Below are 16,848 nucleotides of genomic sequence, written 5' to 3' on the forward strand. Positions count from 1 at the left end.
GAATGTAATATATATTTTGCATAAAGTGCGATATAAATTGCACGATGTTGAGCATTCATTTCAATTTTATGAATGAGGGGGAGAATAGGCATGAAGTTTTTTAAATCTGGAGATGAATACATTGAAAAGAAAATGGAGCAATTTTTCAGCGAAGCCGGCATGATCGTTGCGGTTCTATTGTTGATCGATTTTCTCATCAGAAGCCTCATTTTGGAGAGGCCATCATCCGAATACTTAATCAGCGGAATTGGTTTTGCTGTCTATGCAGGCTGGATTTTATTCCGCTATCTTTTTTCCGGGCTTGAGTACCCGGAGATCGCGAATCAATTGACTTATCGGAAAAAAAGAAAAGAAATCATAGCGGTCAGCTTCGGTTCCGGCATCATCTTTTTCATTTTAACGCTCATATTCATCGGCGTCCCGGAACAGCCGGATGAATGGGTTGACTTGATTGTGATGTTTATTCTGTTTGTATTTTTTTATTTCATTATCCATTTTATTTCTTTGCATAAATCTTTCAAAAAAAATAAAGATCTTTTAGACGATTAAATAAACACGGCGGGTGAGCAAATGGTGAACCGAGTCAAATTGGCCCGAATCGAAAAGTCATGGACACAAGCCCAGTTAGCAGAACGGGTTCGGGTGACGAGGCAGACGATCGGACTGATTGAAAAAAATAAATATAATCCGACATTGCAGCTTTGCATTGCTATTGCAAAGGCTCTGGATAAAACCTTGGACGATTTATTTTGGGTGGATGATGAAAAATGATGAATGGGTTGAAGCCGGCGGATGAATAAAAATGACTCAATTCTTCAGCTAAGCGGGGATGATCATCGCCTTTCTCTTGTTGATGGATATTGTGGTCAGAAGCGCTGTTTTGCACAACGGTTTTTCAGAATATACGGCAAGTCCAGCCGGTTTAGGCTACTCGGAAATCGACAACGTTAAAACATATCGACAAAAATGTATGCAGATCCTGTACAGCAGTATCATCCGGGCCTTGGCCGTCCTGTTCATCGATTGTGCGTTCACAGGTCTGCCTAATGGACCGGGAGAATGGGGGAGCTTGATTCTGTTTGGCTTGCCGGTCGTGTTGTTTTGCTTTTGGATCAGTTTGTACTCCTTGAAAAGGTTTTGGAAAAGAAACAAAGATCTTTTCGAACCAGCTCTCAGTCAAAAGTCTGAGAAAAATTCATCTAATACGGCGAGCCGTTTCCGATCTTATGGAGGGCGTCATTTTTTTGAAACATTTGTATAATAAAATAAGCTGGAATCTGGAATGAGGGGCGGATAAAGCTTTTGAGAGAAGACACCCGGTTTGAAAAACTAAAAACGCTGAAAGAAATCGCGGAAACCTTAAATGAAGGAAATTATGTAAAGGAAACGCTTGATGCTGTCTTGAAGAAGCTTCTTCATTTGACAGGACTCAAGACGGCATGGCTTTTTCTGATTGATGAGAAAGGCGGTTTTGAACTGGCTGCATCCGCTTTTTTACCTGAAGCTCTCGCTTATGATGACAGCCGCTTATTGTGTGAAGGAGGATGTTATTGCCTTCAGCAATACAGGGACGAAAATTTGGACAGAGCGACAAATATGATCCACTGCCAGAGAATTGATAAGGCCATTAAAATGAACAGGGGAGATCCCGAAGGCATTACCCAGCATGCAACAGTGCCGCTCAGAGATCAAAATAAACGATTTGGCCTGCTGAATGTCGCCGCTCCCGGCAAAATTCACTTTAACCGAGAAGAGCTGGCACTTTTAGAGGCTGTCGCCTTGCAGATCGGCACAGCTATTAAACGGATGAGGCTTGCTGAAACAGAACGAAAAAATGTCCTTTTGACGGAGAGGAACAGGCTCGCACAGGATTTGCATGATTCTGTCAACCAAATGATTTTTTCGTTAAGTCTGACCGCAAAAGCTGCCGGCGAAATGACAAATAACCCCGAAGTCTGTGAAATGCTTGAGTTTATCCAGGACCTATCACACGAAGCACTCCTTGAGATGAGGGCATTGATTTGGCAGCTCAGACCCCAAGGCCTTGAGGAAGGACTGGGGGCTGCCCTTGAAAAGTATGCCGAAGTCCTCGGTCTTGATGTGAAGATGACGCTCAGCGGTGTTCTGCGCTTATCGCCAGCAGAGGAAGAGCTGTTTTGGCGTCTGAGTCAGGAGGCGCTCAACAATTGTAAGAAACATGCGGAAGCCGAGCTGATCCATGTGAACATCTGCGTGTCTCCGTCATCTGCTGTTCTGGAAATCGAAGATGATGGAAAAGGCTTTTCATACGATCCTGACTCAGCTATTCCGACGCTTGGCTTAAAAGGAATGAAAGAACGGACAGAAAAGGCGGGAGGCACCTTCCATCTCGAGTCGGACATGAATAAAGGGACGAAAATCCGGGTTGTTCTGCCATGCAGGGAGAAGGGGGAGGCAAAATGGAGAAAATAAAAATCGTCATTGCCGATGATCATCACATTGTCAGAAAAGGCCTGCTGTTTTTTTTTAAGACGAAAAGCGATCTGGCTGTTGTGGGAGAAGCATCGACAGGCGCAGAAGCGCTGGAAGCCTTAAATAAAAATGATGCAGATATCGTTTTAATGGATTTGTCGATGCCTGAAATGGACGGAATTGAAGCGACAAAGCAAATCAAAAAAGCATATTCGTCGGTTAAAGTGATTGCATTGACAAGCTATGCCGACGAGGCGCACGTGATTCCCGCCATTCAAGCCGGCGCAGAAGCGTATCAGCTGAAAGACGCCGAGCCGGATGATCTTGTCGAAACGATTCGGGCCGTTCACAGAGGCAGGCATACATTGGACCCGAAGATCATGTCCCACGTCTTTCAACACATGGCTCAGACTGATGAAAAAGAAAAAATACATCAATTGACAAATAGAGAAAAAGATGTTTTATTTGAAATTGCTAAAGGCAAAAGCAACAAAGAAATTGCAGCCTCTTTATTCATCAGCGAAAAAACGGTCAAAACGCACGTATCCAATCTGTTATCTAAGCTTGAACTGTCAGATCGCACGCAAGCCGCGCTTTTTGCTGTGAAACATGACATAAATTCAAATACCAGGAGATGATGATATGAAGATCACCGTTATCAGCGGAACCGCAAGAAAAAAAGGAAGAACGAAAGTAGCCGCTTCTTATATTGCCAATACATATCAGGCTGATCTGATCGATTTAAGCGAATTCAGCCTGCCGGTTTTCAACGGCGAAGAAGAGCAGTTTTCATTAGAGAATGTTCAACAGCTGAAAGCAGCCGTCAAAGACGCTGACGCTGTCGTTTTATTATCCCCAGAATACCACAGCGGTATGAGCGGCGCTTTGAAAAATGCGCTCGACTTTTTAAGCAATGAACAATTTGTGGAAAGCCGGTAGCGCTTTTTGCGTGTGCAGGAGGAGGAAAAGGCGGGATGAACGCTTTGGCCAACATGCGCATCGTAGCCCGCGGACTATATGCGAACGTGATCACAAAGCAGCTTGTGCTCGATCCGATACATATTGATGAGGTAAACAAAACGGTCATAGAAGAGGCGCAAGCGAATATTAAAAATGTGATGGAAGAACTTCTGTTATTCGCAACATTTCAAAAAGCTTGACTCGCCTTCTGACGGGACGCGAGCTAAGCAAAAGCCTGACGCTAAAAGAGCGTCAGGCTTTTTTTTATGTGAAGACGAGCACGCCGGTTTCATTTTCTTGTCCGGAAAATGAAGCATGATCAATATATTGAAGCAGATCATAGAGCCTTTTTTCAACAATGGAGTCGTCTCTTTCAAAATTATAGGCGTGCAAAAAATGTTCAATTCGTTTAGACAGTAAATCATCTTCCGTACGCACCATTAAGATGAGCAGGTTATCCCATTGAGACCGATGTGTGTAATACAAAGCCTTATCATAATCAGCGTAGTTCATTCGCGATTCTCCCTTCTTTCTTTAAGGAGTCTTGATTATTTTATGTGGCGGCCTGTTTTTTTCTCTGGGCAAAACTTGGTCTGCCTGATTTCACAGCCTAGAAATATGAGGATTGTATATGGGAAAAGCGAAAAATATCTGCATGACCGCCAGCTTTCTGGTCATGATAATCATATGTACAATACAATCGGAGAGAGTGAAAAATGAAGAAACTTTCGTACGCGGTTTTTTTCAGCATCCTTATGCTGTCCGCATTCACGGCAAACAGCTATACACTGGGGGAAGAACACGATTCGGCCGAAAGATGGGAAAGAATCGCCTGGAGCGCGCTTGAAGAAAAATATAAAGGCGCCCAGCTGGAGGATTATGAATATGTAGGCCGTACTGAAGTCAATGATGAACAGGTGAAAGATGTTTTCAGGGTAACCGTCAATCAGGAAAGCCAAACGTTTTCGGCGCATGCAGAAGTATATTTTCATCCGGTAACACATGCGATCATCAGCGTTCAAATTTTTCCTCTGTAAAGAAAAAAACGAAGGAACACGATTCCTTCGTCAACTCAATAATTTACGTATATGATCCTGATTAAAGATAACATCCTGAAGAGTATACTGGTCCAATACTGCTAAATATGCGGAAAGGGCTTTGTTTAAGACGTGTTTTAAGCCGCATGTGGGAGACAGAATGCAGTTGTTTTTTTCTGCATTAAAACACTCGACAAGGTTAAAATCATCTTCTGTTTTTCTTATGACTTCACCGATATTAATCAGTTCAGGAGCTTTTCCGAGGCGAATGCCGCCGTTGCGGCCCCGAATCGTTTCAACGTAGCCAAGCTTGCCAAGCTCGTAAATCACCTTCATGAGGTGGTTTTTTGAGATGGAATACGTGTCGGCGATGTCTTTTATATTGACAAGCTCGTTTGAGTTTTTGGATGCTAGAAAAATCAGTACTCTTAATGAGTAATCCGTATAATTTGTTAATTTCATCGTCGCATTACCTCAATCAAACAAGTTTTCATTATCTTATCACATTTTCTCCCTTTTATGAGGGTGGAGCTGAATTTGTTACAAAAATATAAAATATTCATTTATGATATTGCTTTAATATTCATAAAGGACTACTATAAAGATGTATAGTAAATACATCTTTAATCAAGAGAAACCAATTCATATTTTAAAAAAGACCGTTCTGCACTTTAAAAGATGTATTTTAAATACTTCTTAAAAGTGGCTGGAGAGGAGCAAACCATTATGCTATCTGAAAAAACGATGCAAATTGTCAAATCGACCGCCCCTGTTTTAAAGGAAAAAGGAACAGAAATTACTTCTTGTTTTTACAAACGGATGTTCAACGCACATCCTGAATTAAAGAACATTTTTAATATGTCACGCCAGCAAACGGGAGGACAGCCTAAAGCATTAGCTTATACCGTGCTGCAGGCGGCAGAGAATATCGACCGCCTTGAGGCGCTTCTGCCGGTTGTCACACAAATCGGACATAAGCATAAAAGCTTAAATGTGAAACCGGAGCACTATCCTATCGTCGGCCATCACCTTTTGGAAGCGATTGAAATCGTACTCGGCGATGCAGCGACAGAGGAAATTCTCCAAGCTTGGGCCGAGGCATATGAAGAGATTGCCCGCGTGTTTATTGAAATCGAAAAACAAATGTATGATGAAGACAAAAAACAGGACGGAAACTGGGAAGGCTTTAAACCGTTTGTCGTCTTAGATAAGCGGGTGGAATCTGAAACGATCACCTCCTTTTATTTAAAACCGGCTGACGGAACAGACCTGCCTCCTTTCAGCCCGGGCCAATACGTATCTGTACGGATTAAAATTCCTGGAGAACAGTACTTTTTAACAAGACAGTACAGCTTGTCAGATGCCTGGAACAAAGATTACTACCGCATTTCAGTTAAATTGGAAGCGGAAGAAGGCAAGCCGAAAGGAAGGGTATCAAGCTATCTGCATGAAGCAATGGAAGTCGGCGCCAGCCTCGAAGTGAGCGCTCCTGCGGGAGACTTCGCCCTTTCCGAACAGACGGATCAACCGGTTTACTTCATCAGCGCCGGATCTGGAATTACGCCTGTCATGAGTATGGTGAAAACACTGGCCGCTAAGGAAAACGATCGGCAGATCACATTCATTCATGCGGCGAAGTCCGAAAAACACCATGCTTTCAAAGAAGAGGTTGAAAAGCTGATCGGCGAGAAACAAGAGGGCAGACTGCTGTTCATCTACAGCCAAGCTTCCGGAGAACCGTCTGATCACGTCATCAATGGCCGTCTGAACGATGACATTCTTAAAACGGCCGTCAAAAATACGGATGCCGCATTCTATATCTGCGGACCGCTTTCTTTCATGAAGAGCGTCATCGAAGGACTGCAAAATCTGGGTGTTCCAATGGAAAACATCCGCTATGAAAGCTTTGCTTCATCCCTTGATATGCAAATAGCAAACTAATCAAAAGGCAGCTGTCAATCGACAGCTGCCTTAAAATTTCATCTTTTCAAGACCCGGCTCATACAATGAAAGAGAAGTCCAACCGGGGGGGATCTGAGTATTGAGCGTACGGGAGCAAAAAGAACTGCAGCGGGCGATTGAAGAAATTACGGACATCGCGAAAGGGTTCGGCCTTGATTTTTACCCGATGAGATATGAAATTTGTCCGGCTGAGATTATTTATACATTCGGTGCATACGGGATGCCGACAAGATACAGCCATTGGAGCTTTGGCAAACAATTTCATAAAATGAAGCTTCACTACGATTTTGGTCTGAGCAAAATTTACGAGCTTGTCATCAATTCTGATCCTTGCTATGCATTTTTGCTTGACAGCAATTCACTGATCCAAAATAAACTGATTGTCGCGCACGTGCTTGCTCACTGCGACTTCTTTAAAAACAACTGCCGCTTTCAAAATACAAAACGGGATATGGTTGAAAGCATGGCGGCAACGGCGGAACGGATTAAACACTATGAGACGATCCACGGTTCAAAGGAAGTTGAAGCATTTCTCGATGCGGTTTTGGCGATTGAAGAACATATTGATCCTTCATTGGTGAGGCCGAAGCTTTCTTGGAGCATAGATGATGAGGAAGAGGAAGCAGAAACGGGATCAAGTCCTTATGATGATCTGTGGGAGCTCGATCAGAAAGAGCTGAAACAGAAGAAGAAAAAGGGGAGGAAGAAGTTCCCTCCGAGACCGGAAAAAGACATCTTGCTTTTTATTGAAGAGCATTCCAGGGAGCTTGAGCCTTGGCAGCGGGACATTCTAACTATGATGAGGGAGGAAATGCTGTATTTCTGGCCGCAGCTTGAAACCAAAATTATGAATGAAGGATGGGCATCCTACTGGCACCAGCGGATCATCCGCGAGCTCGACCTGACTTCCAGTGAATCAATCGAATTTGCCAAGCTGAATGCAGGGGTCGTACAGCCGTCTAAAACAGGGATCAACCCTTATTATCTCGGATTAAAAATATTTGAAGACATCGAAGAACGCTACAACAACCCGACCGATGACATGAAGAAGATGGGGATTGAGCCAAACTCGGGAAGAGAGAAAATCTTTGAAGTGCGAGAAATTGAATCAGATATTTCCTTTATCCGCAATTACTTGACAAAGGATCTTGTGGCGAGGGAGGATCTCTATCTGTTTCAAAAACAGGGAAGGGATTACAAAATCGTTGACAAGGAATGGGAAGCAGTACGCGACCAGCTTGTCAGCATGAGAGTAAACGGAGGATTCCCTTATCTGACCGTTGAGGACGGAGATTATTTAAAAAATAACGAACTCTACATCAAGCATTGGTATGAAGGGATTGAACTTGATTTAAAGTATCTTGAAAAAGTGCTTCCTTACCTCCAGCAGCTGTGGGGAAGAAGCGTACATGTCGAAACCGTGCTTGAGGATAAGCCTGTCATGTTCTCGTATGACGGAAAGGCCGTACATCGACGATATTTATAGATGAAAAGAGGGGAACTCCCTCTTTTTTTTTGCTTCCCGCTATTAAAAAAATCCGGTTTTGATACAGCTACAAGTGTTCACTCCTATTTTCTTTTTTGCAATATGTGAAAATCTTTTTCGTCTGATCTGTGTGATCCAATACCTGTGAATTGTTCTTTTCCTGGGCCATACGCGTATACCGGCACTTCTTCGCCAGTTTGGCCGCCTGTTGTCCAGCCTGTATGTGAGCGGTTATTAAAGATCGTTTTAAGAGCCTTTCCACTGTCATTTGTGCCGACCTTCTCCTATTAAAAATCGGATTCAGTCTATATTGTTAAAGGAAGCTTGTTTGCCCAGTTTTGATAAATTGAAAAATAGTAAATGAGATAGTGGATTTTTATTTCTATTAATTGAATTTTTTAACACTTGAAAAGTGTAACTATGTAGCATTTAAGTTACTTTTGAAATGCAAATGAAATATTTTAGACCCTTAAAAACTTTTTTTAGAAACGAATAACTAAGAAATCTGATGCAGGAAGTCAAGACTATTCCTAATGGAATTACCTCCTTATAATAGAAACAGAGGAAGGCTTAAGAAGCCGTTTCTTTTCTAAATATGAGAGATTATTACATTTAAGATGATAAAAATCTACCTATGGGAGGACAACATGAAGAAACAAGTTTTAACTGCAACAACAGCGATTGTTTTGGGGACTACATTGTTTGCGGGAGCGGCATCCGCACAATCGGTCAAGGTGAAAAAAGGCGATACATTATGGGGTTTTTCAAAAAAATATGGAACAACCGTCGGTAAGATTAAAAAAGAAAACAAGCTGACTTCTGATATCATTTATATAGGACAAACGCTGTCCATCAATGGAAGCAGCAGCACTTCTTCTAAAGCATCGCAGTCATCTTCTTCCACGTACAAAGTCGTCAGAGGAGACAGCCTTTGGAAAATTTCGCGGTCCTACAATATGACTGTCAATGAATTGAAAAAGCTGAACGGTTTAAAAACAGACTTAATTCGCATCGGACAAGTTCTGAAAGTAAAGGGGACAAGCAGTGTAAAAGCAGCATCTACAAATACTGGTTCCAGTACGACAAGCAGCTCATCGGCAAATACCTCTTCAAAGCTGAATACATCAAAGCTTATCTCAGATGCGCAAGCGCTTATCGGAACACCTTACAAATGGGGAGGCACGACGACTTCCGGCTTTGACTGCAGCGGCTTTATCTGGTATCTCTTAAACAAGCAAACAAATGTAGCCAGAACGAATACAGTCGGATACTGGAATTCTATGACCAGCGTATCAAGCCCTGCTGTCGGCGACTTTGTCTTCTTTACCACTTATCAGGCGGGACCATCGCATATGGGCGTTTACATCGGAAATAACAAATTCATTCATGCCGGCTCAGACGGCGTGACAACAAGCGATATGACAAACAGCTATTGGAAGCCGCGCTACCTTGGCGCAAAACGCTTCTAAGCTATTTTAGAAAAACCCGTTCTTGATTGAACGGGTTTTCCTGTTTCAAAAACGGAACTGGGATAAGAATGTTAAAAAGTGCTGTACTTTCTCATTATCTTTTAAACTGACCGCATACCCACCTACAACGGGAAGCTTCATAAACCCGCACGGCACCTCTATTAATCTTCTTTCCATCAGCTCGCGGCGCACGGTCGATAACGGCAAAAATGAAATGCCGAGCCCTTCTGCAATAAATCTTTTCGTAATATGTGTCTGGGACACGAGCATTGTTCTCACAAACGGAAATTTGATTCTCAGCTGTCGAACCAAATCATCCCAATACTCCGGATGGTTGTGGGTCAACAATAAATATTCTTCAAGCAAATCTTTGACATCAAGCGGAGACGCGCTTTCTGAGTCTTGGCCGTCATGGGGCGCAACCAAGATGACGGGATCGCTGTACATTGAATGACAGGTCAGATTTGACGATTGAACTTTGAGGCAGCTTAATCCGATATCTGCATTGCCTGCCGAGATCAAGGGGGCAATTTCAGCCGATTCGGCGATCTTCACTTTGATTTCCGAGTTTGGGTGAAGCGATGTATATTTTTTTAATACGAAAGGCAGAATCGTATCTGCGATAAGCGGTGAGACTGCCAGATTCAAAGTTTGCGAATAGCCTTGTCTGATTTTGTGCAGCTCTGTCATGCTGGATTCATAATCCTCCAGAAGACGGAGGGCAAAAGGAAGGTAGGCTCTCCCTTCTTTTGTCAAATGGATGCTTCTTCCTTTCCGGGTGAATAATTGGCATCCGAGCTCTTCCTCGAGCAGTTTGATTTGAACGGTTACAGTCGGCTGGGAAATAAATAAGGTTTCTGCTGTTTTTCTGAAATTTTCGTATTTTGCTGCAGTGACAAAGGTATGAAGCCATTTAAAATCCATTGCGCTCCTCCTGATTAATTTTTTTAATCAAAGGCATCAATATAATTCAATATTTTTTAAATATTATATCAACTATAATGAAAATAACAAAGGCAAAGGAGGAATTCACATGGTATATCACGGATTAAAAGGGGTTACTTGTGTTGAAACAGCGATCAGCCGCATTGACGGTGAAAAGGGAAAGCTGATTTACAGAGGATACAATGCAGACCAGCTGGCGCTTGCTTCGACATTTGAGGAAATTGCTTATTTGATACTTAACGGAGTGTTTCCAAACGAAGATGAACTTCAAACTTTCAAGGAAATGCTTGCTTCATTTCGCGTACTGCCAGAATCGGCTGAAAAGCTGATTGCGAGCCTTCCGAGTGCATTAGACGATATGGCGGCACTCCGCACGGTCGTCTCTTCATTCGGAGATATAACGTATAGATTCCGTCCGACAATGGCAGAAGCGGTTCGGCTGATTGCGGTCGCTCCAACGATCATCGCCTTCAGAAAACGTCTGATGGATGGAAAGGAGCCTGTACAGCCGCTTTCTGAGCTTGGCTTTGTAGAAAACTATTTTTATATGCTGAAAGGAAAGCGTCCGACCGAAGCGCAAATGAAAGCACTTGAAACGTACATGATTCTCGCCATGGAACACGGCATGAACGCGTCAACCTTCTCGGCAAGGGTCACGGTGTCTACTGAATCCGATCTTGTCTCAGCCGTCACGTCCGCACTAGGCACGATGAAAGGGCCTCTGCATGGCGGAGCACCGTCGGCGGTGACTGGAATGCTTGAGGACATCGGAGAAAAATGCCGTGCTGAAAGCTATTTAAGAGCAAAGCTTGAAAAAGGCGAGAGACTGATGGGATTTGGACATCGTGTGTATAAAACGCATGATCCGAGGGCGAAGGCTTTGCGGATTAAAGCTGAAGAAATTGCCGGAGACGATCGGGATATTGATCTGGCTCTTCACGTTGAGAACACGGCGATCCGTCTGTTGGAAGAATATAAGCCCGGCCGGAAGCTTTATACCAATGTCGAGTTTTATGCAGCGGCCGTCATGAAAGCGATCGATTTTGACGCCTCATTGTTTACGCCTACATTTTCGGCAGCCAGAATGGTCGGCTGGTGCGCCCATGTGTTGGAGCAGGCTGGCGATAACATGATTTTCAGGCCGTCGGCCAAATATATCGGAGAGATGGTCTCTCAGTAATGAAAGCGCACGCCTTCTGAATAGAAGAGCGTGTTTTTTTAATTTGCTGAAAAACTGCAAGTTTTCAGTAGGGAAATGGGCTGGTGTTCTTGAATGTAAACAGCAGAAAACATTCTGGGGGGAGACGATTAAAAAGGTTATTCCTGTTTTTGATGATGTTCATCGTTTTGACCGCGTGTTCAGCTGACCAAAGTCATGAAAAAAATCAAGATGCCATGACATCAGGAGAAGGAGGGAGCGGGGCAGAAGTCATTGCAGACCGGCTTGATGTACCCTGGAATATCGTTTATAACGGCAGGACATTCTACATCACAGAACGAAACGGCAAGATCACGTCCATAACAGACGGGAAAAAGGAACGCATGCAGCTGCAGCTCAAAAAGCCGGTTCATCAGGAAGGGGAAGGCGGGCTTCTCGGGTTTGCGCTTCACCCCGATTTTCAAAACAATCAGGAAGCTTATGTGTATCATACATATCAAGACGGGCCCGACATAAAAAACCGAATCGCAAAATTGACGCTCGATCATCTGACTTGGACTGAAGCGGATGAGCTGCTTGCCGGTCTGCCAGGCGGCGCCATTCATAACGGCGGCCGGCTCGCCATCGGTCCTGATCAAAAGCTTTATATCACCACAGGTGATGCGGGTGAGAGAGAATGGGCACAGCAGCCCGAAAAAATGGCAGGGACGATATTAAGAATGGAGCTGGACGGTTCAGTGCCGGCCGACAATCCTTTCAAAGCATCGTATGTATACAGCTACGGACACCGAAACCCGCAGGGGCTGGCATGGATCGACACAAAGCTTTACAGCTCGGAGCATGGTCAGACAGGCCATGACGAAGTGAATCAAATTGAGCCTGGCGCAAACTATGGATGGCCGGTGATTGAAGGCGGCGAAACGAAAAAAGGAATGAAAGCGCCGCTCATCCATTCAGGAGAAAAAACATGGGCTCCGTCAGGCATGACGGCGAAAGGAAGCATTCTCTATATGGCGGGATTGAGGGGAGAAGCCATTTACCAGGTTGATCCTGCTGCAGCCAAAGCTGAAAAATGGCTAGGCGGATTTGGGAGGATCAGGGACATTCACATCATTGGCGACGATCTTTATTTCATCACAAACAACGGCGACGGAAGAGGCACAAAGCAGAAAAACGACGATCGGCTCATTCGACTTCCGCTTTCTGATCATTAAACCCGCATCACCTGTTCATGCGTTTAGAGCCGGCACAAATGTGGTAACTGACCACTAAACCATGTGAACAGAGGTGAGTCAGATGAATCCGGCGAACAGACAGACTGAAGGACAGAAAGCCCAAAAACAAGATAGACAGCCAGGGGCAGAACATAAGATGGAGCCCCTTCCGCTGAGAGAGGATCGGGATTATCAAGGAAGCGGCAAATTAAAAGGAAAAACCGCTCTTATTACCGGCGGAGACAGCGGAATCGGCAGAGCCGCCGCCATTGCTTATGCGAAAGAAGGCGCAAACGTTGCGATCATGTATCTGGATGAGTATGAAGATGCCAAAGAAACGAAAGAGCGGATTGAACAGGAAGGTGTTGAATGCCTCTTGATTCCTGGGGATGTCGGAGATGAAACACAATGTAAAACATCCGTTCAAAAGACGGCGGATCACTTTGGCAGACTCGACATTCTCGTTAACAACGCCGCTGAGCAGCATCCTCAGAAAGGAATAGAGGATATTTCGACAGAACAGCTGGAAAAAACGTTCAGAACGAATATTTTTTCGATGTTCCACATGACAAAAGCCGCGCTCCCGCATTTGCGCGAAGGGAGCGCGATCATTAACACGGCTTCGATTACGGCATATGAAGGAAGCTCCGCTCTGATCGACTATTCAAGCACAAAGGGAGCAATCGTCGCGTTTACCCGTTCAATGGCGGCATCTCTAGTCAAGAAAGGGATCCGCGTAAACGCGGTTGCGCCGGGGCCCATTTGGACGCCGCTGATTCCGTCTACATTCTCTCCGGAAAAGACGGAGCAGCACGGAACTGATACGCCGATGGGAAGGCCTGGACAGCCTTCAGAACACGCCGCAGTTTATGTCCTTCTCGCTTCAGACGATTCGTCTTATATGACGGGACAGACGATCCATATCAACGGCGGAAGATTTATCACAACATAATGATAAACCGGCTGACCATTGAGGAAGCCGGTTTTTTTCTGTTTATTTATTCCGAAAAATAAGAATTTACAAGATCACTTTAAAAAAAGCTATCGAGTAAGAGATAATAGAAAAAGATATAGAAAGGAAGTGTATGAATGAGCGACCGCACAATATCAGCAAAATGGACATCCAAAATAGGATTTGTGCTTGCTGCCGCAGGGTCTGCCATCGGTCTGGGAGCGATATGGAAGTTCCCTTATGTGGCGGGAACAAGCGGGGGAGGCGCATTCTTCCTTGTGTTTGTTCTTTTTACGATACTTTTGGGGTACCCCCTGCTTCTCGGGGAATTTATATTAGGCCGAAAAAGCCAATCTGATGCTATCGGCACCTATCAAAAAATGGCGCCAGGCTCGCCTTGGGTGATAACAGGCTGGATCGGGATCGCCGCTTGTTTTCTTGTTTTATCCTTTTACAGTGTCATCGGCGGCTGGATCTTGCTGTATATCATCAAAGCCGTCACAGGTTCTTTGTCAGGCCTTTCACAAGCGGAGTATGGAGCGCTTTTTGGTTCCATCATACAAGACCCGCTGCAAACGTTGGCAGCCCAGCTCGCGTTTATTATGATGACGATCATCGTCGTTGCCAAAGGTGTACAAAAAGGAATCGAACGGGTCAGTTCGGTCATGATGCCGCTATTATTTATTTTATTTATCGCTCTTGTGTTGAGGGCTTTGACTCTTGATCATGCGATGGACGGTGTTCGCTTCCTGCTTGTTCCTGATTTTGCGGGTTTGACGCCCCGGGCGATCCTTTTTGCGCTCGGACAAGCTTTTTTCACTTTGACACTCGGCGTATCTGTGATGGTGACATACAGCTCTTATTTATCAAAATCTCAAAACCTGCCAAAGTCGGCGATGTCGATCGTCATCATGAACCTTGCCGTTGCGCTGCTCGCCGGTTTGGCGATTTTTCCGGCTGTCTTTTCATTCGGACTGAAGCCAGATGAAGGTCCGACTTTATTGTTTGCGGTCTTGCCGGCTGTTTTTGATCAGCTTCCGTTCGGGATTTTGTTTTTTATCGGTTTTTTGGCGGCTTTTTTATTCGCCGCACTGACATCCGCTTTTTCGATGATTGAAATCATCGTGGCGGCCATCACGAAAGGAGATCAAACAAAAAGGGGAAAATGGACATGGACAATCGGGCTTTTGATTTTTGCCGCGGGCGTTCCCTCATGCTTGTCTTATGGAGTGCTTGATCAGCCGTTCATTTTCAATAAGACGTTTTTTGATGCGGCGGATTACATTGTCAGCAATGTGCTCATGCCGCTGGGAGCGCTTTTCATTTCCATTTTCATTCCGCTGAAATTGTCCAAGCATGATTTATTTGAGGAGATGAAAAGCGGGTCAAAGGCGGGGAGAGGATTTTTTCTCGTGTGGTTTTACCTGCTCCGCTTTCTAGTTCCGCTTGCGATTGTGCTCGTCTTTTTAAACTTAATCGGAGTATTTTCACTTTAACTGATCAGGAGATGGGAGAATATGATGCAACACTTTCAAAACATGTTTCCGAGCGAGGATGGGGGGCATGAGGCGCGGTTTGAACTGCTTGAACTGCTTGAAACCGTCCTGACCGGGATGGATGAGCTGAAAGATCCGAGCCGGCTGACGCTTGGCCTTGAATCAGAGATTTCGTCTGATTATTACCAAAATATAATTGATGCGGCCGTTTTGCCTGAAAAAGGGCTCGGAACAAAAAAGAGTGTTGAAGAGCTGTTGAAATTGCTGGAGGGGCATCGCTTTCTGAATCGGCAGTATGTTGCGAATGCGACTCCGCTGCCGAACAATGCCAGCATTGCAGGAAACCTTTTGATGGTTCTTTTGAATGGAAATAATTTATGGGATGTCGATGGTACGGCGGCGGCCAAAACAGAGGTGCAAATCACCAGCATGCTGTCAGACATCGTCGGCTATGACAGGCAAAAAAGCGCGGGATTTACGACGTGGGGAGGACAGGGAGCCGTTTTTCAGTCGCTTAGGCTCGCGATTGCAAATGCCTGTCCTGAAGCGAATCAAAAAGGAACGCCAAATCATTTGTACGCGTTTTGTTCTGAGCTGTCGCATTTCAGCCTCTATAAATCGATGGAAGCCTCAGGTATAGGAACGGACCATTTGATCCGGGTAAAAGCGAATCGCGATCATTCAATGGATCTGTTCGACTTGCGGGAAAAAATGACGGCTGTCATTGAAAACGGCGGACTTCCGATTTATGTTTTGGCAACGCTTGGCACGACAGATACATTCGGGATTGATGATCTGGCGGGCATCAAGCAGGTGACAGAAGAAATAGAGGCCGCATACGGTTTGCCTCGCATATATATCCATGCCGATACAGCGATGGGCGGAATGTACAGCTTTTTTAACGGATATGATTTTGCAGAAAATCCGCTCCGGCTTGAAGATGACGTGCTTGAGACGCTTTCCCGCTATAAGTCTCATTTTCAGCATCTAAAGCTTGCGGACAGCCTTGTCTTTGATTTTCATAAACTCGGCCAAACGCCGTATACGACAAGCCTTTTTTTAGTCAAAAACAGAGAGGATTTTAAAGCGGTTGACTTGGACCCTGATGAGACCCCTTATGTTGGAAACAGGGGTTTTGGCAGCTATCATACAAGCTATACGCTTGAGTGCTCAAGAATGGGAAGCAGTATACCGATTTATGCCTCATTGCTTGCCTTCGGCATCCAAGGCTATCAGCAGATCTTGGCGAATTACATCAGGGTCAATCTGGCGTTTCGCAAAAAGCTGACAGCAGCCTTTCCATATGCGGCAGTGACCAATGAGGCAGCGCCTGTTACGACTTTCCGGTTTTATCCCCGCAATGTTCGCTATCACGATGAGATAAGCGGAAACATTACTGAAGAAGAGGTTCGGGAAGTTAACAGGCATAATGAGACAATTGCAGAAGCGTTGGGGAGGTTCCGCAATCAGACGTACTTTGGCAGTACGAAAAAGCAGAGGTATGTTTATCCTTCCGACAGCCAGTCGCCCGTACCGCTCTACGTTCAGAAATTTTACAGTGTGTCTCCTTACACGACGGTAGACGCAGTTGATGGATATATTGACTTTTTAAAAGCACATGTTGTGCCGGCGGATGCCATAACAGGGTAGACGTAAATAGAAAAAGATATGGAAAAGGGTCTTGGCCAATTCCCTTCTTCCATATTTTTTTAAAAGC

17 protein-coding genes and 2 pseudogenes are annotated in these 16,848 nt (G+C 44.7%); 15 read left to right on the forward strand and 4 right to left on the reverse strand.

Annotation, left to right across the window (positions count from 1 at the left end):
- The first annotated feature begins 90 nt into the window (after positions 1-90).
- The 6 genes and pseudogenes from BTA30_RS12310 to BTA30_RS12335 all read left to right on the forward strand — a co-directional run bounded on the left by BTA30_RS12310 (position 91) and on the right by BTA30_RS12335 (position 3,611).
- A complete protein-coding gene (locus tag BTA30_RS12310; RefSeq protein ID WP_076761555.1) occupies positions 91-549 on the forward strand; it encodes a DUF6773 family protein in 459 nt (152 codons plus the stop codon).
- A 21-nt stretch (positions 550-570) separates the two neighbouring features.
- Positions 571-771 (forward strand): helix-turn-helix transcriptional regulator, encoded by a 201-nt coding sequence (locus BTA30_RS12315; protein ID WP_076761558.1) that lies wholly within the window; start codon positions 571-573, stop codon positions 769-771.
- A 58-nt stretch (positions 772-829) separates the two neighbouring features.
- Positions 830-1,261: a hypothetical protein gene (locus BTA30_RS12320; RefSeq protein ID WP_076761560.1), complete on the forward strand. Its 432-nt coding sequence runs from the start codon at positions 830-832 to the stop codon at positions 1,259-1,261.
- 41 nt (positions 1,262-1,302) lie between these two features.
- On the forward strand, positions 1,303-2,451 hold the full coding sequence (locus BTA30_RS12325) for a GAF domain-containing sensor histidine kinase (RefSeq protein WP_076761562.1): 1,149 nt from the start codon (positions 1,303-1,305) through the stop codon (positions 2,449-2,451).
- Positions 2,439-3,089 carry a response regulator gene (locus BTA30_RS12330; protein ID WP_076761564.1) on the forward strand — a complete coding sequence of 217 codons (651 nt, stop codon included), beginning with the start codon at positions 2,439-2,441 and terminating at the stop codon, positions 3,087-3,089. The genes BTA30_RS12325 and BTA30_RS12330 overlap by 13 nt, the downstream gene beginning before the upstream one ends.
- A 4-nt stretch (positions 3,090-3,093) precedes the next feature.
- Positions 3,094-3,611: pseudogene (locus BTA30_RS12335) on the forward strand (NADPH-dependent FMN reductase).
- A 64-nt stretch (positions 3,612-3,675) separates the two neighbouring features.
- Here BTA30_RS12335 and BTA30_RS12340 read toward each other — a convergent pair.
- The gene (locus BTA30_RS12340; protein WP_076761567.1) at positions 3,676-3,924 is read right to left on the reverse strand and encodes a YhdB family protein; all 249 of its coding nucleotides are present in this window, start codon (positions 3,922-3,924) and stop codon (positions 3,676-3,678) included.
- 203 nt (positions 3,925-4,127) lie between these two features.
- On the opposite strand from BTA30_RS12340, the gene BTA30_RS12345 reads away from it, so the two are divergent.
- A complete protein-coding gene (locus tag BTA30_RS12345) occupies positions 4,128-4,448 on the forward strand; it encodes a YqzG/YhdC family protein (RefSeq protein WP_076761569.1) in 321 nt (106 codons plus the stop codon).
- 30 nt (positions 4,449-4,478) lie between these two features.
- Here the strand turns inward: BTA30_RS12345 and nsrR are convergent, their stop codons facing one another.
- On the reverse strand, positions 4,479-4,910 hold the full coding sequence (gene nsrR, locus BTA30_RS12350) for a nitric oxide-sensing transcriptional repressor NsrR (RefSeq protein ID WP_076761571.1): 432 nt from the start codon (positions 4,908-4,910) through the stop codon (positions 4,479-4,481).
- 264 nt (positions 4,911-5,174) lie between these two features.
- Here nsrR and hmpA point away from each other — a divergent pair, with 264 nt between their 5' ends.
- Together hmpA and BTA30_RS12360 are read left to right on the forward strand one after the other, a co-directional pair.
- Positions 5,175-6,389: an NO-inducible flavohemoprotein gene (gene hmpA / locus BTA30_RS12355; protein WP_076761573.1), complete on the forward strand. Its 1,215-nt coding sequence runs from the start codon at positions 5,175-5,177 to the stop codon at positions 6,387-6,389.
- Positions 6,390-6,489: 100 nt separating this feature from the next.
- On the forward strand, positions 6,490-7,896 hold the full coding sequence (locus BTA30_RS12360; RefSeq protein ID WP_076761575.1) for a SpoVR family protein: 1,407 nt from the start codon (positions 6,490-6,492) through the stop codon (positions 7,894-7,896).
- A 67-nt stretch (positions 7,897-7,963) separates the two neighbouring features.
- Here the strand turns inward: BTA30_RS12360 and BTA30_RS22540 are convergent.
- Positions 7,964-8,153, reverse strand: a pseudogene (locus BTA30_RS22540) (alkaline phosphatase); the annotation flags it as partial.
- 390 nt (positions 8,154-8,543) lie between these two features.
- On the opposite strand from BTA30_RS22540, the gene BTA30_RS12370 reads away from it, so the two are divergent.
- Positions 8,544-9,365, forward strand: coding sequence for a C40 family peptidase (locus BTA30_RS12370; protein WP_076761577.1), 822 nt, complete (start codon positions 8,544-8,546; stop codon positions 9,363-9,365).
- 45 nt (positions 9,366-9,410) lie between these two features.
- Here the strand turns inward: BTA30_RS12370 and BTA30_RS12375 are convergent, their stop codons facing one another.
- On the reverse strand, positions 9,411-10,289 hold the full coding sequence (locus tag BTA30_RS12375) for a LysR family transcriptional regulator (RefSeq protein ID WP_076761579.1): 879 nt from the start codon (positions 10,287-10,289) through the stop codon (positions 9,411-9,413).
- A gap of 109 nt (positions 10,290-10,398) precedes the next feature.
- Between BTA30_RS12375 and BTA30_RS12380 the strand changes: the two genes are divergently transcribed.
- The 5 genes from BTA30_RS12380 (at position 10,399) to BTA30_RS12400 (ending at position 16,781) form a co-directional block, all read left to right on the forward strand.
- A complete protein-coding gene (locus BTA30_RS12380) occupies positions 10,399-11,490 on the forward strand; it encodes a citrate synthase/methylcitrate synthase (protein WP_076761581.1) in 1,092 nt (363 codons plus the stop codon).
- Positions 11,491-11,642: 152 nt separating this feature from the next.
- Complete coding sequence (locus tag BTA30_RS12385) at positions 11,643-12,683, forward strand: PQQ-dependent sugar dehydrogenase (protein ID WP_076761583.1); 1,041 nt, start codon at positions 11,643-11,645, stop codon at positions 12,681-12,683.
- Between the two features lie 82 nt (positions 12,684-12,765).
- Complete coding sequence (locus BTA30_RS12390) at positions 12,766-13,635, forward strand: SDR family oxidoreductase (RefSeq protein ID WP_076761585.1); 870 nt, start codon at positions 12,766-12,768, stop codon at positions 13,633-13,635.
- 137 nt (positions 13,636-13,772) lie between these two features.
- Positions 13,773-15,131: a sodium-dependent transporter gene (locus BTA30_RS12395; protein WP_076761587.1), complete on the forward strand. Its 1,359-nt coding sequence runs from the start codon at positions 13,773-13,775 to the stop codon at positions 15,129-15,131.
- Between the two features lie 21 nt (positions 15,132-15,152).
- The gene (locus BTA30_RS12400; RefSeq protein WP_083696886.1) at positions 15,153-16,781 is read left to right on the forward strand and encodes a pyridoxal phosphate-dependent decarboxylase family protein; all 1,629 of its coding nucleotides are present in this window, start codon (positions 15,153-15,155) and stop codon (positions 16,779-16,781) included.
- Positions 16,782-16,848 lie beyond the last annotated feature (67 nt).

The organism is Bacillus swezeyi, assembly GCF_001969815.1.
Lineage (GTDB): Bacteria > Bacillota > Bacilli > Bacillales > Bacillaceae > Bacillus > Bacillus swezeyi.